The sequence below is a fragment of the Schaalia canis genome, from assembly GCF_003858455.1.
In the GTDB taxonomy this organism is placed as follows: Bacteria; Actinomycetota; Actinomycetes; order Actinomycetales; family Actinomycetaceae; genus Pauljensenia; species Pauljensenia canis.
The window spans coordinates 234,480-258,721 of sequence record NZ_RQZF01000003.1 but is presented as its reverse complement, the minus strand read 5'-3'; the positions used below and the strand labels follow the sequence as shown (position 1 = coordinate 258,721).

Genomic DNA, 24,242 nt, shown 5'->3' with positions numbered 1-24,242 from the left:
AAAAGGGGAAAACGACAGACCCTGGCTGACTGACATCAGGGTCTTTTTTCATGCTCAGGCCGAAGAAGACCACCAACGGAAAAGACTGGAGTACCAGTGCCTACTATTCAGCAGCTCGTTCGCAAGGGACGCAGCTCCAAGCGCAGCAAGGTCAAGACCCCTGCGCTGAAGGGCTCTCCCCAGCGTCGCGGCGTGTGCACCCGCGTGTACACCACCACCCCTAAGAAGCCGAACTCGGCCCTCCGTAAGGTCGCTCGTGTTCGCCTCTCCTCTGGCATCGAAGTCACCGCTTACATCCCCGGTGAAGGCCACAACCTGCAGGAGCACTCGATCGTGCTCGTCCGTGGCGGTCGTGTGAAGGACCTCCCCGGTGTGCGTTACCGCATCATCCGCGGCTCGCTCGACACCCAGGGTGTCCGCGGCCGTCAGCAGGCTCGTTCCCGTTACGGCGCTAAGAAGGAGAAGAAGTAATGCCTCGTAAGGGCCCCGCTCCTAAGCGTCCCCTCGTTGACGATCCCGTATACGGTTCCAAGGTCGTCACCCAGCTCGTGAACCGCGTGCTCCTCGACGGTAAGAAGACTGTTGCTGAACGCATTGTGTACTCGGCTCTGGAATCCGTGCGTGAGCGCACTGACCAGGATCCCGTAACCGTGCTCAAGCGCGCTCTGGACAACATCCGTCCCGCCCTTGAGGTGCGTTCCCGCCGCGTTGGTGGCGCCACCTACCAGGTGCCGGTTGAGGTCCGCGCCTCCCGCGCGACCACCCTCGCCCTGCGTTGGCTCGTTGACTTCTCGCGCCAGCGTCGCGAGAAGACCATGACCGAGCGTCTGGCGAACGAAATCCTCGACGCTTCCAACGGTCTTGGTGCCGCTGTGAAGCGCCGCGAGGACATGCACAAGATGGCCGAGTCGAACCGCGCGTTCGCTCACTACCGCTGGTGATTTCCTTGAACGACGAGGGCCCCCGGGCTCTCGTCGTTCACCCACCAGCCACTCACGAAACTTCGAGCGAAGGACATTTCAGTGGCACTTGACGTGCTGACCGACCTCAATAAGGTCCGCAACATCGGCATCATGGCACACATCGATGCTGGCAAGACCACCGTGACTGAACGCATCCTGTTCTACACGGGCATCAACTACAAGCTGGGCGAAACCCACGACGGCGCTTCGACCACCGACTGGATGGAACAGGAAAAGGAACGTGGTATCACCATCACGTCCGCAGCTGTGACCTCCTTCTGGAATGGCAACCAGATCAACGTTATCGACACCCCCGGCCACGTTGACTTCACCGTTGAGGTTGAGCGCTCCCTGCGCGTCCTCGACGGTGCCGTTGCCGTGTTCGACGGTAAGGAAGGCGTTGAGCCTCAGTCCGAAACCGTGTGGCGTCAGGCCGACAAGTACGAGGTTCCCCGTATCTGCTTCATCAACAAGATGGACAAGATGGGCGCCGACTTCTACTTCTCAGTGCAGACCATCAAGGATCGCCTCCACGCTACCCCCATCGTCATGCACCTGCCTATCGGTGCTGAGAACGAGTACGAGGGCTCCATTGACCTCGTGACCATGGAATCCGTGCGCTACCCCGCTAAGGACGACAAGGGTCAGCCCACCATGGGTTCACTCATTGTTCGCGGCCCCATCCCGGAAGAACTCCAGGAAAAGGCCGAAGAGTACCGCGACATGCTCATGGAAGCCGCCGCTGAGGGCTCCGACGAACTCACCGAGGCATACCTGGAGAACGGTGAACTCACCGTTGAGCAGATCAAGGCTGGCGTGCGCGCTCTGACCATTTCCGGTCGCGCATTCCCCGTATACTGCGGCACCGCTCTGAAGAACATGGGCGTGCAGCCCGTGCTCGACGCCGTCGTTGACTTCCTGCCCTCGCCCCTCGACATCCCTGCCGTTGAAGGATTCAAGCCCGGCAACGAGGAAGAAGGCAACACCGAGGTCCGTAAGGCCTCCGAGGATGAGCCTTTCTCCGCTCTTGCATTCAAGGTTGCAGCGCACCCCTTCTACGGCAAGCTCACCTTCATCCGCGTTTACTCGGGCAAGGTCGAAGCTGGCGCTCAGGTGGCTAACTCCACCAAGGGTAAGAAGGAACGCATCGGCAAGATCTTCCAGATGCACTCCAACAAGGAAAACCCGGTTGACGTCGCACACGCAGGTCACATCTACGCTGTGATCGGCCTGAAGGACACCACCACCGGTGACACCCTGTGCGCCATGGACAAACAGATCGTTCTCGAGTCCATGACCTTCCCCAAGCCCGTTATCCACGTCGCCATCGAGCCCAAGTCGAAGGCCGACCAGGAGAAGCTGGGCACCGCTATTCAGAAGCTTGCTGAAGAAGACCCGACCTTCTCGGTTGAGCTCGACCCCGAGACCGGCCAGACCGTTATCGGTGGTATGGGCGAGCTTCACCTCGACATCCTCGTCGACCGTATGCGTCGTGAGTTCAAGGTTGAGGCAAACGTTGGCAAGCCCCAGGTTGCTTATCGCGAAACCATCCGCAAGGCCGTTGAGAAGCACGAATACACGCACAAGAAGCAGACCGGTGGTTCGGGTCAGTTCGCCCGCGTCATCATTGCTCTTGAGCCGATCGAAGCCGACGCGGAGAAGGATTACGAATTCGAAGATCGCGTGACCGGTGGTCGCGTGCCTCGTGAGTACATTCCTTCGGTTGACCATGGCATCCAGGCCGCAATGGAGACCGGCGTTCTGGCTGGCTACCCGATGGTTGGCGTGAAGGCCATCCTGCTTGACGGTGCCTACCACGACGTTGACTCCTCCGAAATGGCCTTCAAGATCGCCGGCACCATGGCAATGAAGGAAGCCGCTAAGAAGGCTTCTGCTGTGCTGCTTGAGCCGATCATGGACGTCGAGGTTCGTACGCCCGAAGAGTACATGGGCGACGTCATCGGCGACCTCAACTCTCGTCGTGGTGCCATCCAGTCCATGGATGAGCAGCACGGTGTGCGCGTTGTTCGCGCACACGTCCCGCTGTCGGAAATGTTCGGCTACGTGGGCGACCTGCGTTCCAAGACGCAGGGCCGCGCCGTGTACTCGATGCAGTTCGATAGCTACGCCGAGGTCCCCCGGAATGTTGCCGAGGAGATCATCGGAAAGTCTCGGGGCGAGTGAGTCCCACAGGGGAGTGACGTTTTGGCCCGTTCAGCGATCTTTCGAGGTTGTCTCGGGCGGGCCAAAATGTGGCACCCCACACCAACTAAAAATCCCTGTAGGATCTCACGCCCTGTAGGTGTTAAAGTACACCTAGCCATAGGCTTGAAAGATCTACCCGAGTCCAGGAGGACACCAAGTGGCAAAGGCCAAGTTCGAGCGCACCAAGCCGCACGTCAACATCGGTACCATCGGTCACGTTGACCACGGCAAGACCACCCTGACCGCAGCTATCACCAAGGTGCTGCATGACAAGTACCCGGATCTGAACGAGTTCACCCCGTTCGATCAGGTCGACAACGCTCCTGAAGAGCGCGACCGTGGTATCACCATCAACGTTTCCCACGTTGAGTACCAGACTGAAGATCGTCACTACGCTCACGTTGACGCCCCCGGCCACGCCGACTACGTCAAGAACATGATCACCGGTGCTGCCCAGATGGACGGCGCTATCCTCGTGGTTGCCGCCACCGACGGCCCCATGGCCCAGACCCGCGAGCACGTTCTGCTTGCTCGTCAGGTTGGCGTTCCCACCATCCTCGTTGCACTGAACAAGTCCGACGCTGTTGACGATCCCGACATGCTCGAGCTCGTTGAAGAAGAGTGCCGCGACCTGCTCAACTCCCAGGGCTTCGATGGCGACAACGCTCCCATCGTTCAGGTTTCCGCTCTCAAGGCTCTTGAAGGCGATCCCGAGTGGGCAGCCAAGGTTGCTGAGCTCATGGAGGCTGTGGACTCCTACGTCCCCACCCCCGAGCGTGACATGGACAAGCCCTTCCTCATGCCCATTGAGGACGTCTTCACCATCACCGGCCGCGGCACCGTTGTGACCGGTCGTGTTGAGCGTGGCAAGCTGCCGATCAACTCCGAAGTTGAAATCCTCGGCATCCGCGAACCTCAGAAGACCACCGTTACCGGTATCGAGATGTTCCACAAGCAGATGGACGAGGCATGGGCAGGCGAGAACTGTGGTCTGCTCCTGCGCGGCACCAAGCGTGACGAAGTTGAGCGTGGTCAGGTTGTGGCCGTTCCCGGCTCCATCACCCCCCACACCAACTTCACCGGCCAGGTGTACATCCTGAAGAAGGAAGAGGGCGGCCGCCACAACCCCTTCTTCACCAACTACCGTCCTCAGTTCTACTTCCGTACCACTGACGTGACCGGTATCATCACCCTCCCCGAGGGCACCGACATGGTCATGCCCGGTGACACCACCGAGATCTCGGTTGAGCTCATCCAGCCCATCGCTATGGAGCCCGGCCTCGGCTTCGCTATCCGTGAGGGTGGCCGCACCGTTGGTTCCGGCCGCGTCACCGAGATCACCAAGTGATTCTCTCCCTCTGCAGCATAGAGCTGTTGTGAGGGAACAGATCTGAGGGGTTCGCCCCTTGAGGGCCCGCCGTGGATATAACATCCACGGCGGGCCTTTATATATTCTGCTGCCTGCATACTCAAGGTGGCGAAGGAGCCGTGCCAATGGGGGTGATTCCGCGAGATGCTGGCTTGTGTCGCGAAGTAATGGTCGTATCGCGTTATGAGGCCAAGGAGCTGTCTCGTGAGAAGGTAGTGCCTCATTGCGTTTGAAGCGCGTGGGGATGCCTGCGATGTGAATCCTTAGGGGTGTGTACCCTTTGTTGCTGCCGTTGACGTCTCCTGCCGAGGGAGGGGTAAGGGCCAGGTATGTCAATTAGGAAAACATAAAGTTTTCTTATTGTGGGGTGACCTGGGACATAAGATGCCTTGGTGTCTACTTTGCCACAAGCGGTGTAAGTCGTTACTGAAACTGTGAAAATACGGTGACGTACCTGGGAAAATGCTGGGTTAATAAAGGTGTTTAAAGAATAATTTTATGCCTGTGGTATTCATCTACACGATTTAGCTTTATATTGTGCCCAAATTGTGGCTACATAGATGTATCGAGGTTTGCCCAAGTGTGACCCGCATTTGGTGCTGATCCATTAATGGCAGACGCTCCGAACAATGTCATTTGTAGGCTGAATGAGGGATACCAAGATGCGCGAAATGCTCCGCAATGCGGGACATATGAATGCTCGGAATGGGGGGTTGCTGCCCCTCACCGTCGTCCTGTTCAGCGTTCTTGCCTTTGTTGCGAGCATCTTGTTTGTGGTATCTGTCCCGACCTACGCCGATTCGGTCCAGGCGGCGGAATCGGGGCAGAGTGACGTAGATGCGGCGCAGTCGTCAACCTCTAGTGTTTTGGAAGAGGAAAACGACGCATTAACAGCACAGAAAGCCCCCTCGACTCCTGAAGTGACTCTCAAGGAAGAGGCAGCCGTTGGTGATGGCACTCAAGTAGATAATGGGAGCGCTGAGAAATCTGCTCCCGCCGAATCGGTGAACACCCCTCAATCCGAGGCGCCTGCGCCAAAACCCAGAGGGCGATTCCGCCGGGCGGCAGCGCTTACTGCATCGAGTTGTCTTAACGGCTCGGTATTCTCCATCCGTCAGGATGGCGCTCTCGTTGAAATACTTTCCTCAGGCAGAACCCGCGAGTTTGCACAAGTTCCTTCCGAGGATTGGCGCTCAAGAACTGATTACCCGTACCCGCAAGAAGGTGATCTTCGAACTAGTGTGAATGCCCTTGGTATTGGGGCGAACGCTGAAGATATCTACGCAATTCGCCATTACGAATACTTTTATAACCCCTATGCTCAACTTGGCCAGTGGGACTATACCATCTATAAATACGACCGTGGTGCTAACCGTTGGGTCCGGCAAACCTCGCGTACGCAAAGTGGCCTCAATGTTCCCTATATTGCAGGTGCAGTACAGCTCAGCACAGGAATGTTCTACTTCGGTACTTACGATGCGCCGGGGGATGTCAACACTGTTCGACAACTTCGATTCCGTCTCTATCGTTTTGATCCTCGTAGCCGTACTACGCGGGACTTAGGTTCTTTCAATACTGGTAGGCAGCTTGCAGCAGGGGAACCCTATAACAGTGCAGCCAATGGTGATATGGCTTTCGATGAGGAGGGTAACCTCTTCGTTGTGCGTAGTGGTAGTAGCTTCTATGGCTCATCCGACAAAGAAACGAGTATTCACTCAATCACGGCAGACGCACTTGCGGGAGCTAATGGCGGCAATATACCCGCTTCATCAACCGCCCCTATCAGGACGGAGGGCAGCGTCAATGGAATTGCTTTTGACGCATACGGGCGCCTCTACCTCGGAGATACAACAACAGTTAACCGGCATGATCCCATTGACTATGAGAATCTCGGTGTCTTCAAGAGTGGTTTGAGTGAGAGCCGTGACCTTGCCTCTTGTGCTTCCCCGGCAACAATCCGTCTGCGGAAGAATGTCGAGTCTCGGCGAGCACCGAACGATCAATTTGTCTTGAATCTGATGAAGAACGGTGCAGGTGGAACTCAAACGATGATTCCGTCGGTGACGACGAGTGGTAACCGTGACGGGTTGCAGGCAGAAACGATCGGTGTCTTCCCAGTCCGCACCGGTACGCGCTATACCTTTAGCGAGAATATGGCAGGCAATAGCCCCTCCGCCGCCAGCGCATATCGCTCAACGTGGCGATGTGAGGACAAATCCGGCCCAATCGCCGCAGGTGAAGGCCGAAGCGGCAGTGTCACTATCCCGAACACTGCCAGTGCTGAGGTGATCTGTACTTTCACTAATACTCCGGCAAATGGAAGCCTCGTGTGGGAAAAGGGGGACGCCGACGATCGGAACGTGCGCCTGGGGGGCTCAGTCTGGACTCTCGACGGCCCGCTTGCCCCGGGGCGTTCTCAAACCGTGCGAGATTGCGTGGCAGCAAATGCCAGTCAGTGCCGTGCAGGGGATAACGACATTGACCCTCGCGCTGGATACTTCAAGGTCGACGGCCTCTATCTCGGTCAATACACGCTAGGAGAGACTACCCCGCCAACGGGCTACGAGGGGACAACACAAACTTTCACTCAAACACTGACGGCGGATAAGCAACAGCTCTCCTTCGGGAGGATTGACAATAAGAAGCTTGTTGCGCAGATTGAAGTGAAAAAAGAGGTTCGCGATCCTGCTGGTGCGAAGGTGGCCGACGCCTCAGGGTGGACTCTGGCCGTTGACCTGGAGAGCAATCTGCACGGCACCTTATCCCCCTTGAAAGACCGCAACGATCCGTGGTTCGGCAAGCACCAGGTGTCAAACGCGTCCGGTACGGTGCCAGAGCTTTGGACAGTGAGCTTCCCGAATTCGGCCACGCGGCAGGACGTCCGTATTACCGAGGCCGCCAGGCCTGCCAGCTATTCGGCCTCCATTCGATGCACGAGCAACAAGCGTCAACCTGTCACAGGAACAGGTAGCGGTCTGAATGTGCGTGCTCTGCAGCCGGGTGAAAAACTCACATGCGTTGTCACCAATAAGCAATTGCCGGGCTCTGTCGTATGGGAGAAGACCGACGCCTCGGGAACGTATTTGTCTGGCTCTGAATGGTCGGTCACGACAGGCCAGCAGGGTGTCATTGCCGTGCAGGACTGTGTCAAGGCGGGTGCGTGCCAAAACGGTGGCGATCGTGATCCGCAGCCGGGCCGATTCCGCCTGGAAGGATTGAAGTGGCAAAACCTTAGTCTTGAAGAGACTGCCGCCCCACCGGGTTATCGGCGTGACACCGCAGTGCGGACGCAAACAATTGGAGAAAACGCCCTGCAGGCAAACTTTGGTCGAATCACGAATGAGACCGTCACCCTGCCCCTGCTGCCACTCACCGGTGGTATGGGAGCCGACAGTTTCCTCATGGCTGGCGCATGCATTCTGACTCTTGCCTTTGGTGCGGCCGCTATGCGTCGGTTGCATCCCGCAGGAAATAACAGTCTTGCTACACAATCCCTTTATGGGGAAAAGATAGAGAGGGGTTAAAATCGAATGTAATTCCTTTCCCTTCTCATTGAAGGACCGTTCTCGAATGCGTAGCAAGAAGAGGACACCCCTGCAACAACACATTCTTCCCGCTCTGTAGGGGCGGGGCATCATCCCACAACACATGTCTGTCACCCCGAAAACCCGAGGTGACGTTGCGAAAGGAAAATCATGAGTGCACATCCCCAATCACTGGGGCACCGCATCATGGCTACCGGTATTGCTGCAGCGCTGGCACTGACTGGCGTCATTACCGCAGCGGGCGTAGCCAATGCTCAAGAGCACCGTCCCGAGTACGGAAATATCAATAAGGCCCAGACGGGCTCTATCACCCTTCACAAGCGTGAATCCGGCTCGCAAGGCGGCACCGTTGGTTCCGTCTTTGAGAAGACTGAAGCAGGTCGCCCGGTCAAGGATGTTGAGTTTACCTACTACAAGATCAGCGGTCTTGATCTCACCAAGCCTCTCGACTGGGAGAAGTTGAGCAAACTGAAGGTCGCCGCTGATAGCTGCGATACGGCAAAGACCTCAAAGACGATCGGCGGACACGCTCTTGAAGATGGCGTGAAATTCCCTTCGAAAACGGATGCTTCTGGTGATACCAAGGTTGATGGACTCGCCATTGGTGCGTACCTGATCTGTGAAACTGACCGTCCCTCAACGGTGGTGAAGCCTGCTGCTCCCTTCGTTGTCTCGGTTCCGACCTTTGACAACATCAAGGGCTGGGTCTACAACGTTCACGCCTACCCGAAGAACACTGTGCTTCACCCGGCAGTGAAGGATGTCCGTCCTGTTGAAAAGTACGGTATCCAAACCGACGATCAGGTGACCTTCACCATTACTGCCAAGGTTCCCCAGCTTTCTAAGGGAGACAACGGACCCTCGGCTAAGGATGAGTACTTCAAGTACTTCGTCATCGGTGACTCCCTTGGTTCCGGCTACAGCAACGGCAAGATCACGAGTGTGCAGCTCTCCGATGATGCACAGGGTGGAAGCCCCAGCCCTATCGACACGAACAAGTACGACAAGGTTGATTCCACCACGCCTACGAATAATACGAAGCACTGGCTCTCTGTGACCTTCAACAAGGATGGCCTCACATTCCTTCGTGAGAACCCGAACAAGTACGTCATCGTCACCCTGACCGCCAAGGTCGATGGACTTGGGACAGGTGGTGTGCTGCCCAACACCGGTTACGTCATTATGGACACCATCATTACAGGCAAGCCGACCCCTCCCGACAATCCCGACACCCCGCCCTACAACCCTCCTACCGATCCGGGCAACCCTCCCACGAACACTCCCGATCGCGAAATTCCGATCCCCCCGTCCAACAAGGTGGTTACCACCTGGGGTGAGGCAAAGCTGAAGAAGCATTCAACGGATGGTCAGGAAACCGGCCTTGAGGGTGCAATCTTTGAGGTCTACCACGCCCAGACTCAGGACGATACCTGCAGTTCGAACGCGATTTCCACGACGAAGAGCGAGAAGATCACCGTTAACGGCGAGTCTCAGTTCACCTCTGATAATCAGGGCATCGTCACCGTCGCTGGCCTCTACGTTTCATCCGGTAAGGCCACCGGAACGGAGGAGCCCGTTCCCACGGAAGCGTACCGCTGCTACATCCTCAAGGAAATCCAGGCACCCCTCGGTTACATCCTGCCCAAGGACACTGCCGCCCAGGTCGCCGTCAAGGTTGAGCCGGGCCTGATGAAAAAGGTGACCGTGAAGTTCCCCAACACCCCCGTGTCTGTTCCCGAACTGCCCATTACCGGTGCTTCTGGCACCGTGATCGCAACGGTTGTTGGCACCTCGCTGCTGCTCCTGGCTGTGGGTGCAGTGCTCGTACGCCGCCGCCGCGAGGCCATTGAGGCCTGAACGAACACGTCGTGTCATCACACACCTGTGACGACACGCTGAATCGGCAAGGGTGCTCTGGGACTCCACGCGACTCCCAGAGCACCCTGCTCATTCACTCAAGAAACTTTGGAGTGCCCGCAGGCATCCTGCGGTATCTCTCGACTCCGTCATCCTTTCCCCATCACACTAAGCCCGCAGCGCAACACCGTGCCGTTAGCGCCACACTGTGCCCATCGCGTCACACCGTGCCAACAGCGGGCAGCTCAAGAAGGCAAAGTCCATGAATAAGTGGCTGCACATGAGGCAGCGAATGGTTGCACTAGGCGCGGCCATCGTTCTTATTGGTACCTCGGTAGTATCAGGCGTCAGCGCGCACGCCGCCGAAGGCGACCTCGGCAATATCAAAACCGATCGCACCGGTTCTATCACTCTGCACAAACATGAATCCGGCACTCAAAATGCTCCCGGTCAGATCAACGGCGCAAACGCCAACTCAATCGGTGGAGCAGGCGTTGCAAACGTCACCTTCACTGCCTACCCCATCAGCAATGTCAACCTTACAACCAGTGCAGGCTGGCAAAAGCTCCATAACTTCCAGGTGCCAACAAACGCCTGTGACGGCAACAGGCCCTCTATTGCTACTCTGACCTTCGGCACGCCTAAGACCTTCCCCGAAACGGGGCCCAATGGTGCAACCATGCTTACTCGTATGGCTGTTGGCGCCTACCTCATCTGTGAGACCAATGCTCCAGATACCGTGAAAAAGAAGGCTGCCCCCTTCATCGTCACCCTGCCTCAGCCAGGTGCCACCCCAGGATCCTGGGTTTACGACATTCACGCCTTCCCAAAGAACACCGTTATTAACACTCCCGTCAAGTCCGTCAAGGTCACCGGCATGGGCATTGGCGAACACGAGGACCAACGTCAAGTCTCCTTCGACATTCGCGTGAAAATCCCCAACCTGGCAAAGAACACCGGGGCCAACCCCCAAACCGATGAGTTCTTCCGCTACTTCATCATTGGCGACTCCCTCGTTGCCGGCTACACGCGCGGCCAAGTGACGGCCGTCCGCCTCGCAAACTCCGAAACTGACGCAGGCAGCGATATTCCCTCCACCTACTACGAGGCCGACAATAACAGCGCCACCCGCCACTGGCTGAGTGTTTCCTTCCTTGAGGGAACCGCTCGTAATACCAAAGGCCTGAGCTACCTGCGCGACAACGCCGGTAAATACGTTGTCGTCACCATCGCCGCCAACGTCACCACCCTGCCTACCGACGGCAAACTGCCCAACACCGGCTACCTCATCGTGGACACCACCAAGGGTACGCAGCCTCCCTACACGCAGCAGACCGCGCGCCCCTACAACCCGCCCAGACAAGCAGGCCAGGCTCCCACCAAGAAGAGTAACGAGCCCGACATTATTCCCACCAACAAGGTGGTCACCGTCTGGGGTCGAGTGCAATTCACCAAGATCAGCGACGATACGCCAGGCATCCCGCTTCAAGGCGCAGAATTTGAAATCTACTTGTCTGACAGCAACGGCGAATTCTGCCCGCCGAACCCCACAGGCGATCCCATCAAGGTCAATGGCAAGACACGCTTCACTTCCAATGAGCGGGGCATCGTCGAAGTCCCGGGCCTTTGGGTCGCGTCCGCTGTCAGCAGCGAACAAAATGACCCACAGATCGGCGACCCCCACAGGTGCTACGTCCTCAAAGAAGTTGTCGCCCCGTTGGGTTACATCCTTCCCGCAGATGAGGAGGCCTACTTCCCGGTAGGGGTTAAGCCGGGAACTACCGCCACTGGCAATATCGGAGAGATCCAGAACCAGCGCGTCACCGTCCCCGAACTGCCCCTCACGGGTGCCTCGGGTACGCTGATCGCCAGCGTCGTCGGAACTGGACTGATCCTCGCATCCGTGGGCGCGGTTCTGGTACGCCGCCGCCAACAAATGGCCGAGGGCGAAATCTAACGAGCACCCAAAAGGTGTCCGCACGGGGTGGCGGACGCGAGTGACCTATCGCCCGCGTCCGCCACCACCTGATCGTTCAAGGGGTTGAATGTGAATTACACGGTGAAAGGCCACCACATTGCGCGTCATCGACGCCAGCAGGCAGAGCCGGGCGCATGGCGTTTTGACCCCTTCTCGCTTTTTCCAGCCACCTTGGCGTTGGTGGGCCTGCTGGTTGTCTCCTACCCAACGGTTGCAAACTGGCTGTCGCAGTACAACCAATCTCAGATCATCTCCTCCTACGTCACCCAGGTCGAAACGGTGCGCCCAGCCGCACATGAGCAGCTCCTCAAAGCAGCCGAATACAACCGAGCGCTCTCCTCGGGCGCAATCCTGGAAGCCAATACGAATGTGCCAACAGGCGACGGCGAGCTAGAAGACGATTCCCTCGACTATGCGCACATGCTTCGCGCCAATGACAGCGGACTCATGGGGCGCATTCGTATCCCCAAGATCTACGTTGATCTGCCCATCTACCACGGCACCTCGGATGAGACGCTCCTTGCGGGTGCAGGACATTTGCAGGGAACCTCCCTTCCCGTTGGCGGCGAGTCAACGCGCTCCGTCATCACCGCCCACCGCGGCCTCGCAAACGCCAAAATGTTCACCGACCTTGACGAGGTTGACGTCGGGGACACCTTCAGCGTTGAGGTGTTCAACGAGGTCTACACCTATAAGATTTTCGACAAGAAGGTCGTTGAGCCCACGGAAACTGAGGCGTTGCGCGTTGAGGCTGGACGCGACCTTGCGACCCTTGTCACTTGTACGCCCCTGGGCATTAACACCCACCGCATCCTCGTAACTGGTGAACGGGTCCTACCCACGCCAGTTGAGGAGGTTGAGCAGGTGGGTAAGGAGCCTGAACTCCCATTCTTCCCCTGGTGGGCCATCTGGATTCCGGCCGGAATCGGCCTCATCGGCGTGTACATCTGGTGGGCGGGTCTACCCCGTCGTGCAAAGAAACGCGCAGCAAAGAAACGGCCTCGAAGGCACAAGCCTGCACATTAAGAGCAGGCGCGCCGCACTCTACACACTGCACTTTGGGCACTTCACATTCTGCGCGCGGCATCTTGCTTAGGTGGCATTTCACCTAGGCTCCACTTTGAGCGCTCTGAGTGTGCGACGAGCCTCGTTGAGCCCATGACGCAGGTCGCACTCTGCATTCTGCGCTGCGTAACGCGCCTCGGCGATGGGGGAGAGGCACTGTGGCGAAGCTAATGTTGCCGTCGCACGATGCTGGCCGCTACCGTTGACCTGTCCAGTTATCAGGCCTGCATCTTTAATGTCGGTGGACTCACACGATGAAAAGTCAAAGCGACTTGCTTTGGCAAGTGCCTATCTGACAGACTAGGACAGTTGCCCCAGAAGGGGCTTATCCAGAATCTTTCTGGGCCGGGCAAATTTGCCCTGGTTCTTTGGACAAGACAACGGTCCACCTCTCTCAGGATGGGAGGACCGCACAAGAGTGTGATTGCAGAGTGTTGTTAGCGCGTTGCGACACGCCCGAATGCGGGGACCGGTCGAAGCTGTACGAGAAGAGGTATGACGGCATGGCGGGACAGAAGATCCGCATCCGGCTTAAGTCCTATGACCACGAGGTCATCGACAGCTCCGCGCGCAAGATTGTGGACACCGTGCAGCGTGCCGGTGCCACCGTCGTGGGCCCGGTGCCGCTGCCGACCGAAAAGAATGTGTTTGTCGTCATTCGGTCGCCCCACAAGTACAAGGACAGCCGCGAACACTTCGAGATGCGCACACACAAGCGTCTCATCGACATCATCGACCCGACGCCCAAGGCTGTCGATTCGCTCATGCGTCTCGACCTGCCCGCGGACGTCAACATCGAGATCAAGCTCTGAGGACATCTGCAATGACAACTAAGACCAAGCAGCTGGCTGGCACGCCCGTTAAGGCGCTGCTCGGCCGTAAGCTCGGCATGACCCAGGTATGGGATGCCGAAGGGCGCCTCGTGCCCCTGACCGTTGTGCAGGTGGACACCAACGTTGTGACCCAGCTCCGCACCGAAGAGGTTGACGGCTACACCGCCGTTCAGATCGGTTTCGGCGACATCCACGAGCGCAAGGTCACCAAGCCCCTCGCCGCCCACTTTGAAAAGGCAGGCGTCGCCCCCCGCCGTCACCTCACCGAGGTTCGCACCTCCTCCGCCGACTCCTACGAGCTCGGCCAGGAACTCGCAGCCGACCTCTTCGAAGCTGGCGAGCACGTTGACGTCTCCGGCAACACCAAGGGCAAGGGCTTCGCAGGTGTGATGAAGCGCCACGGCTTCGCCGGCGTTTCCGCCTCCCACGGTGCACACCGCAACCACCGCAAGCCCGGCTCCATCGGTGCCTGCGCCACCCCCGGACGCATCTTCAAGGGCCAGCGCATGGCCGGCCGCATGGGCGGCGTGCGTCGTACCGTCCAGAACCTGACCATTCAGGCTGTTGACGTCGAGAAGGGTCTGCTGCTCATCAGCGGCGCCATTCCCGGCCCCAAGAACGGCGTGGTCCTGGTTCGTACCGCTGTGAAGGGTGCGTGATCATGTCTGACGTCCGTACCGTTGACGTCCTTGACCTCAAGGGCAAGAAGGTCGACTCGGTCGAACTTCCCGCCGAGGTTTTCGACGTTCCCACCAACATCCCCCTGATGCACCAGGTCGTCGTGGCTCAGCTGGCCGCTGCCCGTCAGGGCACCCACGCCACCAAGACCCGCGGCATGGTCGCCGGCGGCGGTAAGAAGCCTTACCGCCAGAAGGGCACGGGCAACGCCCGTCAGGGCTCCATCCGCGCACCCCAGTTCACTGGCGGTGGCACGGTGCACGGCCCTCAGCCTCGCGACTACTCGCAGCGCACCCCCAAGAAGATGATTCGTGGCGCACTGCTCTCCGCTCTGTCCGACCGTGCACGCGCTGGCCGCATCCACGTCGTCACCGCCCTCGTTGAAGGCGAAAAGCCCTCCACCAAGGCAGCACTTGCCTCCCTGCGCGCCCTCGTGGCTGACCGCAGCGCCCTCGTGGTCCTGGAGCGCAACGACGACCTGACCGCGCTGAGCCTGCGCAACGCCCCCGAGGCGCATGTCCTCTGGGTCGACCAGCTCAACACCTACGACGTCCTCGACGCCGACGATCTGGTCTTCACTCAGGATGCCCTCGCTACCTTCCTCGGAACCAAGGAGGAGACCAAGTGAGCACGATTGAAGCGGGCAAGAACCCCCGCGACATCATCCTGAAGCCGGTCGTCACCGAAAAGTCCTCCGTCCTCATGGACCAGGGCAAGTTCACCTTCGAGGTCGACCCCCGCGCGAACAAGACCGAAATCAAGATCGCCATCGAGGCCATCTTCGGTGTCAAGGTCGGTTCCATCGCTACCCAGAACCGCAAGGGCAAGACCTACCGCACCCGCACCGGCACCGGTAAGCGTAAGGACGTTAAGCGCGCCATCGTCACCCTGCGTGAAGGCACCATCGACGTCTTCGGCGAGCTGGCCTGAATCGGCGCTGGAGAGTAGAGGAACATTATGGGAATCCGCAAGTACAAGCCGACGACCCCGGGTCGTCGCGGCGCTAGCGTCTCCGACTTCGCCGAGATCACTCGTTCGGAGCCCGAGAAGTCGCTCGTGCGCCCCCTGCACAAGACCGGTGGTCGTAACTCCAACGGTCGCGTCACCAGCCGTCACCGCGGTGGTGGCCACAAGCGCGCCTACCGCCTGGTCGACTTCCGTCGCCACGACAAGGACGGCGTGCCGGCAAAGGTCGCTCACATCGAGTACGACCCCAACCGCACCGCTCGCATCGCCCTCCTGCACTACGCAGATGGCGAAAAGCGCTACATCCTGGCTCCCGCCAAGCTCAACCAGGGCGACATCGTCGAGGCCGGTCCTAACGCCGACATCAAGCCCGGCAACAACCTGCCCCTGCGCAACATCCCCCTCGGTACTGTGATTCACGCCGTTGAACTGCAGCCCGGCGGCGGTGCCAAGATCGCCCGCTCCGCAGGCTCCTCGGTGCAGCTCGTCGCAAAGGAAGGCCGCTTCGCCCAGCTGCGTATGCCCTCCGGCGAAATCCGCAACGTGGAAATCACCTGCCGCGCCACCGTTGGTGAGGTCGGCAACGCCGAGCACTCCAACATCAACTGGGGCAAGGCTGGCCGCTCCCGCTGGAAGGGCAAGCGCCCCCACGTTCGCGGTGTTGTCATGAACCCCGTGGATCACCCCCACGGTGGTGGTGAAGGCCGTACCTCCGGTGGCCGTCACCCCGTCAGCCCCTGGGGCAAGCCCGAGGGTCGTACCCGCCGTCCGAACAAGCCCAGCGATCGCATGATCGTGCGCCGTCGCCGCACCGGCAAGAAGCGCTGATAAGGGAGCTGAAAAATGCCACGTAGTTTGAAGAAGGGTCCCTTCGTCGACGCTCACCTCCTGAAGAAGGTTGACGCCGCGAACGAGACCGGCTCGAAGAGCGTTATTAAGACCTGGTCGCGTCGCTCGGTCATCACCCCGGACTTCCTGGGTCTGACCTTCGCCGTTCACGACGGCCGCAAGCATGTGCCCGTTTTCGTCACCGAGTCGATGGTGGGCCACAAGCTCGGCGAGTTCGCTCCTACGCGTACTTTCCGCAGCCACGACAAGGACGATCGTAAGGGACGTCGGCGCTGAGCCGGCCCTCAGAGAAGTAGAGGCAGGATTTCATGGAAGCCAAGGCGCAGGCGCGTTATGTCCGCGTCACGCCCCAGAAGGCTCGCCGCGTTGTGAACGAGATTCGCAACAAGGCCGCTCTGGAGGCCGCCGACATTCTGCGGTTCGCACCGCAGGCAGTTGCAACCGACGTCCGCAAGGTGCTGCTCAGCGCTGTGGCCAACGCAAAGGTCAAGGCAGAGCTCGCTGGCGAGACCTTCAACGAAGCAGACCTTCTGGTTCTGGAAACCTTCGTTGACGAAGGCCCCACGATGAAGCGTTTCCGCCCGCGTGCCCAGGGCCGCGCAGGACGCATTCTCAAGCGCACCAGCCACATCACCGTTGTGGTCGGCACCAAGGACGATAAGAAGAAGGGAGACCGGTAATGGGTCAGAAGGTAAACCCCACCGGGTTCCGCCTGGGAATCACCACCGATCACCGGTCTCGCTGGTTCTCCGACTCCAGCGCGAAGGGTCAGCGTTACGCTGACTACGTCGCCGAGGACGTCGCCATCCGCAAGACGCTTACCGAAACCCTCGAGCGCGCCGGTATCGCCAAGGTCGATATCGAGCGTACTCGTGACCGTGTGCGCGTTGATCTCCACACCGCTCGCCCCGGCATCGTGATCGGTCGCCGCGGTGCAGAAGCTGACCGCCTTCGCCAGAGCCTCGAAAAGCTCACCGGCAAGCAGGTTCAGCTGAACATCCTCGAGGTCAAGAACCCCGACCTGGAAGCCCAGCTCGTCGCTCAGGGTATTGCCGAGCAGCTCGCTGCACGCGTTTCCTTCCGTCGCGCAATGCGTAAGGGCATTCAGTCCGCGCAGCGCGCAGGCGCTAAGGGTATCCGTGTGCAGGTCTCCGGCCGCCTTGGTGGCGCCGAAATGAGCCGTTCCGAGTTCTACCGCGAAGGCCGCGTGCCCCTGCACACCCTCCGCGCGAACATCGACTACGGCTTCCACGAGGCTCGTACCACCTTTGGTCGCATCGGCGTCAAGGTGTGGATCTACAAGGGTGACATCACCGAACGTGAGTTCGCCCGTCAGCAGGCTGAGCAGAACAACCGCGGCGGTCGCCGTGGTGAGCGTCGCAACCCCCGTCGTGGTGGCGGCCGCCCCTCTCAGCAGGACAACTCCCAGTCGCAGGCCACTCAGGCTCCCGCGGCTGCTGAAACCGGAACGGAGGCCTGAGCCCGATGCTCATTCCTCGTCGTACTAAGTGGCGCCGCCAGCACCGTCCGCACCGTACCGGTGTGGCCTCCGGCGGAACCGAACTGGCATTCGGCCAGTACGGCATCCAGGCTCTCGAGCCCGCTTACATCACCAACCGTCAGATTGAAGCTGCTCGTATCGCCATGACCCGTCACGTCAAGCGTGGCGGTAAGGTGTGGATCAACATCTTCCCTGACCGCCCCCTGACCAAGAAGCCGGCTGAAACCCGTATGGGTTCCGGTAAGGGTGCTGTGGAATGGTGGGTTGCTCCCGTCAAGCCTGGTCGTATCATGTTCGAGCTGGCCGGCGTGCCCGAACCCCTCGCTCGCGAGGCTATGCGCCGTGCTATGCACAAGCTTCCGATGAAGACCCGTTTCGTGGTCCGCGAGGGTGGTGACATCTGATGGCTAAGAAGGGTCTGACCACTGCCGATCTCGATGCTATGGACAACGCTCAGCTGTCCAAGGAGCTCGAGAAGGCTAAGGCTGAGCTGTTCAACCTGCGTTTCTCGCAGGCCGTCGGCTCGCTTGAAGATCACGGCCGCATGAAGACCGTGCGCCGCGATATTGCCCGTATCTACACCGTTGCGCGCGAGAGGGAGCTTGGCTTCCGTACCGCCCCTAGCACCAAGGAGTGAGTCGAGTGTCTGAGACCACCAATGCACGCAACGACCGCAAGGTCCGTCGTGGCTACGTTGTGAGCGACAAGATGGACAAGACCGTTGTCGTCGAGATTGAGGACCGCGTGAAGCACGCCCTCTACGGCAAGGTCATGCGCAAGTCCAAGAAGGTCAAGGTTCACGACGAGGCAAATGAATGCCACGTTGGCGACCTCGTCCTGATCATGGAAACCCGCCCGCTTTCCGCTACCAAGCGTTGGCGCGTGGTGGAGATTATCGAACGCGCTAAGTGATCGAGAGTCTCTGACTTCCAGACTGATAGGTGTGGCCCCTCTCTTGGGAGAGGGGCCACACCTTTTTCCTTGCCTACCTGTCGCCCGCTCATGCAGCTAATTTTGCGTCTCGTTGCTAATACTGCGTCGCGTGCGGGGCTGTTTTGTCAACGCGGGGCATATTTGGCGAGGGCGGGTAGCGGGTGGTGCGGGCGGGGGTGGGCGAAGGCGGGGTACCCTGTCTGGGTTGATGCCCTGCGTGGGACTTTTCCAACGTCACTCATGTGGAATGCGCGTAGTGGATTCAGTGATATCTGGACTTTAGTGATAGCCGGCCAGGAGCCAGCGTCGGGGCGGTGCGGGCGATAGGATCTCGGGAGCTACCTGCCGTATATGAGCGAGAAGGTCAACGGGAGTTGAAAGAACGAGGCTTGCCGGCAAGTGGATAACCTTCCAGCCTTGAGCGGTCAATGCGTTATCGCGAAGAAGAAGAGCATTGAGATTTTGCTTCACCGTTGTCGCGCCATTCCCGAGCTTGGCAACGCCTTCTATTTCCACCAATACTCCGACTGAGGGGAAACAAAAATCGGCAACATACAAACCTGCAGGCGTGGAGAACTCCTCCTGTGTGGTCCACGTTCTCGCTTTGAACGTATGGAGGAACCAGAGGAACTTTGTCTCAGCGATGGATTCACACTTTGCGTCGCATAGTTCCAGTAGTTTCAATGCCCGTTTTTTGCCACGTTCATTTGGTAGGCCCTCTATTGCATCACGCCAGTTTTGTAGAAGCATCTTGAGGCGCTTTTGGCTTTCATGAAGATCACGCCGGTCGTAGTGAACTGCATGGCGAATCAAGATACTCACCTCGCAGATTGCTTCTACAGGAGGGCTAAAGGTCAGAATGTCACGAGCTGTTTCTCGCAGGGTTGCCACGGGCATTCCTGCAATGACTTCAGGGGGATCTCCAAAGATCTGATCCGCATGGATGATCGTGCGTGCAGCGCCTGCAAGGATTCGCCCGGAGGAACGCAATGCAGGATAGGGCCTTCGGAAACTGGGACTGTTGCCAGTTAAGCGCTCATGAATATGAAGAGGCCAGTTCAAAAGCGGCAGTTCCCGAATGAGTAGGGCCGATTGATGGCTAAACATCAGCAGACGTGACATGCGTGCGTTGTGGACATAATGCCGTATCAGCGCGATCCGCCGCCGGAGCTCCCACGGGGGTAGATCCTCTGGCAGGCTGCTTTTCGGAAGATAGAAGCCTTTCGCGATGCGGTGACACTGGTCGGTTTCTAAATCTTTTCTGACGGTGGAGTAGTTCTCACGCTCGGTGATAATCAGCTGCTGAACAAGATCGAGTAACGGCCCATGAAGGGAATCTGAGTCGGCACCTTTTGTTGAGGCGGGTGTCTGTGTGATGGCCTGGGTCATGTCTTCCCCTTCTCTATTTTGTGGATCCTTGTGTGGCATCCACTGTGCAACGTCGAACACTCCTAGAAGGCGGCGTAAGGGTGGAGATGTGGATAAGGGGGATGCTGTCTGGGAGCTGTGGAAAACTTCTTTCTTTAAATCTGTGTCTTGTTGTTAATCCTGCGCCGTGTGCGGGGCTGTTTTGTCAACGCGGGGCATATTTGCGCTCATTGGGGAGTGCCGTCCTTGCCTCTACCTTGCCTGAAGGCTCTGCTTATCTGTACCCCCGCCCAGCTGCCTGCCTGTTCCCCACTTGTCCACTTGTTGCCCAGCTGACTGTTGCCTGCTTGCTTATCTGTACCCCCGCCCAGCTGCCTGCCTGTTCCCGACCTGCCTACCTGTCGCCCGCCTGGGTGTTGCCCGCTTGCTTATCTGTACCCCCGCCCACTTGTCCACTTGTTGCCCAGCTGACTGTTGCCCGCTTGCTTATCTGTACCCCGCCCAGCTGCCTGCCTGTTCCCGACCTGCCTGGCCGCTTGCTTACCTGCTTACCTGCTGACGCACGGTTCTCCCAGCCCGCCCTCGTGCAGCTAATTTTGCGTCTCGTTGCTAATACTGCGCCGTGTGCGGGGCAGTTTTGTCAACGCGGGGCATATTTGGCGAGGGCGGGTAGCGGGTGGTGCGGTAGGGAGGCGGAGAACGGGGTGCGGTGGGCAGGGGAGGCGGAGAACAGGGTGCGGTGGGGAGGCGGAGAACAGGGTGCGGTGGGGAGGCGGAGAACAGGGGGCGGTAGGGAGGCGGAGAACGGGGTGCGGTGGGCAGGGGAGGCGGAGAACAGGGGGCGGGGTGCAGACAGGAGGAACAGGTGGGGGATGGGGGTGAGGCAAGCCGGTGAGCAAGCGCACAGCGCATCCGATTCACGGCTACTTTCGCGAAACTCGGCCAATAGCGTAGGATAAGTAAGTTGCAGTCTCACGCTTACGCTTGGTATTGGAGTAACTCACCAGCCCAAGTGGCGGAGGCTCGGCTTTTGTCATGCAGAGACCTAGCATCCTGATGGTGTGCTTGAGTCTGCTTGATGAGAGAACAAGATGCGCAACAAGCGTTGCGTGTTGTCCGTACATGTTCGGCTAGGCTCGTGGGCGGTATTCCGCCCGCAGAGAACCGGCTCGACGACAGGAGTCACTGAAAAATGATCCAGCAGGAGTCGCGACTGAAGGTCGCCGACAACACCGGTGCCAAGGAGATCTTGACCATCCGTGTTCTCGGCGGCTCGGGTCGGCGCTACGCGGGTATTGGCGACACTATTGTCGCTACCGTGAAGGACGCCATCCCCGGCGGCAACGTCAAGAAGGGAGACGTCGTTAAGGCGGTTGTCGTGCGTACGCGCAAGGAAACCCGCCGTCCCGACGGTTCCTACATCCGTTTCGACGAGAACGCAGCTGTCATCCTCAAGAATGATGGCGAACCTCGAGGCACCCGCATCTTCGGCCCCGTTGGCCGCGAGCTGCGCGATAAGAAGTTCATGCGTATCGTCTCTCTCGCTCCGGAGGTGATCTGATGGCAGCGAAGATCCGTAAGGGTGACCTCGTAGAGGTTGTGCGCGGCCGCACCGCTGACGAGCAGAAGCTCGCCGAGCGTAACGCTCGCCGCGAAGCAGAAGGCCTTGAGCCCCTCAAGCCCGGCGATAAGGGCAAGCAGGGTCGCGTTATCAAGGTTTTCCCCGCAGAGGAAAAGGTCCTCGTTGAGGGCGTAAACCTCAAGACCCGCCACGTCCGTCAGGGCCCCAACAGCGCCGGCGGCATCGAGACTGTGGAAGCCCCCATCTCGCTGTCCAAGGTTGCCCTCGTTGACCCCGACACCAAGCAGCGCGTCCGCGTTGGCTTCCGTGAGGACACCGTTGAGCGTGACGGCCGCACCCGCACCGTCCGCGTTCGCGTGACCCGCGGTGGCGCCAAGCGTGGCATCGAGCAGGGCAAGGAGATCTGAGATGGCCCCGCGTTTGAAGGAAAAGTACAACTCCGAGATCCGCGATGCCCTTCGCAAGGAGTTCGAGCACGCAAACATCATGGAAGTTGGCGGTCTGACCAAGATCGTCGTCAACATGGGTGTCGGCGAGGCCGCTCGCGATTCGAAGGCACTTGAGGGCGCAATCCGCGACCTCACCGCTATCACCGGTCAGAAGCCCTACGTCACCAAGGCTCGCAAGTCCATCGCACAGTTCAAGCTGCGTGAAGGCCAGGCCATTGGCGCGCACGTCACCCTGCGTGGTGACCGCATGTGGGAGTTCCTCGATCGTCTTCTCTCCACCGCACTGCCTCGTATCCGCGACTTCCGTGGCCTCTCGGCCAAGCAGTTCGACGGTCATGGCAACTACACCTTCGGTCTGACGGAACAGTCCATGTTCCACGAGATCGACCAGGACTCGATTGACCGAGTGCGCGGCATGGATATCACGGTCGTCACCTCGGCCTCCACCGACGAAGAGGGCCGCGCCCTTCTGCGTCACCTCGGCTTCCCCTTCAAGGAGGACTGATCCATGGCCAAGACGTCCCTTAAGATCAAGGCTGCCCGCACCCCCAAGTTCGGTGTGCGCGCCTACACTCGATGCAACCGTTGCGGTCGTCCGCGTTCGGTGTACCGTAAGTTCGGACTGTGCCGCGTCTGCCTGCGCGAACTCGCCCTCCGTGGTGAGCTCCCGGGCGTGACCAAGAGCAGCTGGTAAACACTGACGTCGTAGGTCCCGGTACGCCGGAGAAACCGCGACGAGGAAGGGGAAATTTCCCCCATGACTATGACTGATCCCATTGCAGACATGCTGACGCGTCTGCGCAATGCGAACCAGGCGTACCACGAGTCGGTCTCAATGCCCTACTCGAAGCTCAAGGCCGCCATCGCGAACATCCTCGTCGAAGAGGGCTACATCTCCTCCATCGACGTTGAGGACGCCCGTGTGGGCCAGACCCTCACGCTCAACCTCAAGTACGGCTCCCGTCGTGAGCGCGCCATTGAGGGTGTCCAGCGCGTGTCGAAGCCCGGTCTTCGCGTATACGCCAAGTCCACCAACCTGCCCAAGGTCCGCGGCGGCCTCGGCGTGGCTATCCTGTCCACGTCCTCTGGCCTGCTTACCGACCGTCAGGCAGCCGACAAGGGTGTGGGTGGGGAAGTCCTCGCCTACATCTGGTGATAAGGAGGCTGGACAATGTCGCGTATTGGTAAGAACCCCATTGCCATCCCCGGTGGCGTCGATGTCAACATCGACGGCGCAGATGTGACCGTGAAGGGCCCCAAGGGCACCCTCACCCACACTGTCGTTGACCCCATCACCGTGGCAATTGAAGACGGACAGATCGTTGTGGCTCGCCCCGACGATGAGCGCCGTTCCCGTGCAATGCATGGCCTGACCCGCACCCTGATCGCCAACATGGTGATTGGTGTGACCGAAGGCTACAAGAAGCAGCTTGAAATCACCGGTACCGGTTACCGCGTGGTTGCAAAGGGCAAGGACCTTGAGTTCTCCCTCGGCTTCTCGCACACCATTCTCGTCCCCGCTCCCGAGGGCATTGAGTTCACCGTCGAATCCCAGACCAAGTTCACTGTGGCTGGCATCGACAAGCAGCTCGTGGGTGAAACCGCAGCTCGTATCCGTAAGCTCAAGAAGCCCGAACCCTACAAGGGCAAGGGTATCCACTACGTGGGCGAGACCATCCGTCGCAAGGTCGGAAAGGCTGGTAAGTGATGGCTTTCAAGATCACCGGCAAGGGCAAGGTTGTTGCACGCAAGCGTCGTCACCTGCGCCTTCGCAAGAAGATCTCCGGCACCGCCGAGCGTCCGCGCCTGGTCGTTACCCGTTCCAACCGTCACATGGTTGCTCAGGTCATCGACGACACTGTCGGCCACACCCTCGTGTCCGCCTCCACCCTCGAGGCCGATCTGCTTGCAGCAGAAGGCACCAAGGTCGAGAAGGCACACAAGGTTGGCGCCCTCGTTGCAGAGCGCGCTAAGGCTGCCGGCATCACCTCCGTGGTCTTCGACCGCGGTGGCAATAAGTACCACGGCCGCGTGGCGGCTGTCGCAGAGGCCGCCCGTGAGGGCGGACTCGAGCTGTGATGGCGTCTGAGGAAAGAGAGATC

Annotated in this window: 27 protein-coding genes; 26 read left to right on the top strand and 1 reads right to left on the bottom strand. The window is 59.3% G+C overall.

Going from position 1 to position 24,242, the window contains the following annotated elements; translation table 11 throughout:
* Positions 1-96: 96 nt before the first annotated feature.
* The 19 genes from rpsL to rpsQ all read left to right on the top strand — a co-directional run bounded on the left by rpsL (position 97) and on the right by rpsQ (position 18,720).
* On the top strand, positions 97-471 hold the full coding sequence (rpsL, locus tag EII11_RS05130; RefSeq protein WP_124869554.1) for a 30S ribosomal protein S12: 375 nt from the start codon (positions 97-99) through the stop codon (positions 469-471).
* On the top strand, positions 471-941 hold the full coding sequence (gene rpsG, locus EII11_RS05125; protein ID WP_124869552.1) for a 30S ribosomal protein S7: 471 nt from the start codon (positions 471-473) through the stop codon (positions 939-941). Before rpsL ends, rpsG begins: the two co-directional genes overlap by 1 nt.
* 81 nt (positions 942-1,022) lie before the next feature.
* Positions 1,023-3,146 (top strand): elongation factor G, encoded by a 2,124-nt coding sequence (gene fusA / locus EII11_RS05120; protein ID WP_124869550.1) that lies wholly within the window; start codon positions 1,023-1,025, stop codon positions 3,144-3,146.
* Positions 3,147-3,324: 178 nt separating this feature from the next.
* On the top strand, positions 3,325-4,515 hold the full coding sequence (gene tuf / locus EII11_RS05115; RefSeq protein ID WP_124869547.1) for an elongation factor Tu: 1,191 nt from the start codon (positions 3,325-3,327) through the stop codon (positions 4,513-4,515).
* Positions 4,516-5,198: 683 nt separating this feature from the next.
* The gene (locus tag EII11_RS05110; protein ID WP_124869544.1) at positions 5,199-8,060 is read left to right on the top strand and encodes an MSCRAMM family protein; all 2,862 of its coding nucleotides are present in this window, start codon (positions 5,199-5,201) and stop codon (positions 8,058-8,060) included.
* Positions 8,061-8,231: 171 nt separating this feature from the next.
* The gene (locus EII11_RS05105) at positions 8,232-9,938 is read left to right on the top strand and encodes a SpaH/EbpB family LPXTG-anchored major pilin (RefSeq protein WP_124869786.1); all 1,707 of its coding nucleotides are present in this window, start codon (positions 8,232-8,234) and stop codon (positions 9,936-9,938) included.
* A 262-nt stretch (positions 9,939-10,200) separates the two neighbouring features.
* The gene (locus EII11_RS05100; RefSeq protein ID WP_124869541.1) at positions 10,201-11,895 is read left to right on the top strand and encodes a SpaH/EbpB family LPXTG-anchored major pilin; all 1,695 of its coding nucleotides are present in this window, start codon (positions 10,201-10,203) and stop codon (positions 11,893-11,895) included.
* A 90-nt stretch (positions 11,896-11,985) separates the two neighbouring features.
* Positions 11,986-12,942, top strand: a complete 957-nt coding sequence (locus EII11_RS05095; protein ID WP_205649237.1) for a class C sortase — start codon at positions 11,986-11,988, stop codon at positions 12,940-12,942.
* A 542-nt stretch (positions 12,943-13,484) separates the two neighbouring features.
* Positions 13,485-13,793 carry a 30S ribosomal protein S10 gene (gene rpsJ / locus EII11_RS05090; RefSeq protein WP_003790631.1) on the top strand — a complete coding sequence of 103 codons (309 nt, stop codon included), beginning with the start codon at positions 13,485-13,487 and terminating at the stop codon, positions 13,791-13,793.
* 11 nt (positions 13,794-13,804) lie between these two features.
* Positions 13,805-14,473: a 50S ribosomal protein L3 gene (gene rplC, locus EII11_RS05085; RefSeq protein WP_124869537.1), complete on the top strand. Its 669-nt coding sequence runs from the start codon at positions 13,805-13,807 to the stop codon at positions 14,471-14,473.
* A 2-nt stretch (positions 14,474-14,475) separates the two neighbouring features.
* Positions 14,476-15,120, top strand: coding sequence for a 50S ribosomal protein L4 (rplD, locus tag EII11_RS05080; RefSeq protein WP_124869534.1), 645 nt, complete (start codon positions 14,476-14,478; stop codon positions 15,118-15,120).
* Complete coding sequence (gene rplW, locus EII11_RS05075) at positions 15,117-15,422, top strand: 50S ribosomal protein L23 (RefSeq protein WP_124869531.1); 306 nt, start codon at positions 15,117-15,119, stop codon at positions 15,420-15,422. The genes rplD and rplW overlap by 4 nt, the downstream gene beginning before the upstream one ends.
* A 27-nt stretch (positions 15,423-15,449) precedes the next feature.
* Positions 15,450-16,286: a 50S ribosomal protein L2 gene (rplB, locus tag EII11_RS05070; protein ID WP_124869529.1), complete on the top strand. Its 837-nt coding sequence runs from the start codon at positions 15,450-15,452 to the stop codon at positions 16,284-16,286.
* Between the two features lie 15 nt (positions 16,287-16,301).
* On the top strand, positions 16,302-16,583 hold the full coding sequence (gene rpsS / locus EII11_RS05065) for a 30S ribosomal protein S19 (RefSeq protein WP_124869526.1): 282 nt from the start codon (positions 16,302-16,304) through the stop codon (positions 16,581-16,583).
* A gap of 32 nt (positions 16,584-16,615) precedes the next feature.
* On the top strand, positions 16,616-16,987 hold the full coding sequence (gene rplV, locus EII11_RS05060) for a 50S ribosomal protein L22 (protein ID WP_124869522.1): 372 nt from the start codon (positions 16,616-16,618) through the stop codon (positions 16,985-16,987).
* Positions 16,987-17,787, top strand: coding sequence for a 30S ribosomal protein S3 (gene rpsC / locus EII11_RS05055; protein WP_124869519.1), 801 nt, complete (start codon positions 16,987-16,989; stop codon positions 17,785-17,787). Before rplV ends, rpsC begins: the two co-directional genes overlap by 1 nt.
* Before the next feature lie 5 nt (positions 17,788-17,792).
* Positions 17,793-18,212 carry a 50S ribosomal protein L16 gene (gene rplP, locus EII11_RS05050; protein WP_124869515.1) on the top strand — a complete coding sequence of 140 codons (420 nt, stop codon included), beginning with the start codon at positions 17,793-17,795 and terminating at the stop codon, positions 18,210-18,212.
* Complete coding sequence (gene rpmC / locus EII11_RS05045; RefSeq protein WP_124869512.1) at positions 18,212-18,445, top strand: 50S ribosomal protein L29; 234 nt, start codon at positions 18,212-18,214, stop codon at positions 18,443-18,445. The genes rplP and rpmC overlap by 1 nt, the downstream gene beginning before the upstream one ends.
* A 5-nt stretch (positions 18,446-18,450) precedes the next feature.
* A complete protein-coding gene (gene rpsQ / locus EII11_RS05040) occupies positions 18,451-18,720 on the top strand; it encodes a 30S ribosomal protein S17 (RefSeq protein ID WP_124869509.1) in 270 nt (89 codons plus the stop codon).
* A 300-nt stretch (positions 18,721-19,020) separates the two neighbouring features.
* Here the strand turns inward: rpsQ and EII11_RS05035 are convergent, their stop codons facing one another.
* Entirely contained in the window at positions 19,021-20,130 is a 1,110-nt protein-coding gene (locus EII11_RS05035; RefSeq protein ID WP_124869506.1) for a hypothetical protein, read from the bottom strand.
* 1,171 nt (positions 20,131-21,301) lie between these two features.
* Between EII11_RS05035 and rplN the strand changes: the two genes are divergently transcribed.
* The 7 genes from rplN to rplR all read left to right on the top strand — a co-directional run bounded on the left by rplN (position 21,302) and on the right by rplR (position 24,219).
* Positions 21,302-21,670 (top strand): 50S ribosomal protein L14, encoded by a 369-nt coding sequence (gene rplN, locus EII11_RS05030; RefSeq protein WP_124869504.1) that lies wholly within the window; start codon positions 21,302-21,304, stop codon positions 21,668-21,670.
* Complete coding sequence (gene rplX, locus EII11_RS05025; RefSeq protein WP_124869501.1) at positions 21,670-22,098, top strand: 50S ribosomal protein L24; 429 nt, start codon at positions 21,670-21,672, stop codon at positions 22,096-22,098. The genes rplN and rplX overlap by 1 nt, the downstream gene beginning before the upstream one ends.
* Before the next feature lies 1 nt (position 22,099).
* Positions 22,100-22,645, top strand: a complete 546-nt coding sequence (rplE, locus tag EII11_RS05020) for a 50S ribosomal protein L5 (protein WP_124869497.1) — start codon at positions 22,100-22,102, stop codon at positions 22,643-22,645.
* 3 nt (positions 22,646-22,648) lie between these two features.
* Positions 22,649-22,834, top strand: coding sequence for a type Z 30S ribosomal protein S14 (locus tag EII11_RS05015; RefSeq protein ID WP_124869494.1), 186 nt, complete (start codon positions 22,649-22,651; stop codon positions 22,832-22,834).
* Between the two features lie 63 nt (positions 22,835-22,897).
* Positions 22,898-23,296, top strand: a complete 399-nt coding sequence (rpsH, locus tag EII11_RS05010) for a 30S ribosomal protein S8 (protein WP_124869491.1) — start codon at positions 22,898-22,900, stop codon at positions 23,294-23,296.
* A gap of 15 nt (positions 23,297-23,311) precedes the next feature.
* Positions 23,312-23,848, top strand: a complete 537-nt coding sequence (gene rplF, locus EII11_RS05005; protein ID WP_124869488.1) for a 50S ribosomal protein L6 — start codon at positions 23,312-23,314, stop codon at positions 23,846-23,848.
* A complete protein-coding gene (gene rplR, locus EII11_RS05000) occupies positions 23,848-24,219 on the top strand; it encodes a 50S ribosomal protein L18 (protein WP_124869486.1) in 372 nt (123 codons plus the stop codon). Before rplF ends, rplR begins: the two co-directional genes overlap by 1 nt.
* The last annotated feature ends 23 nt before the right edge of the window (positions 24,220-24,242 follow it).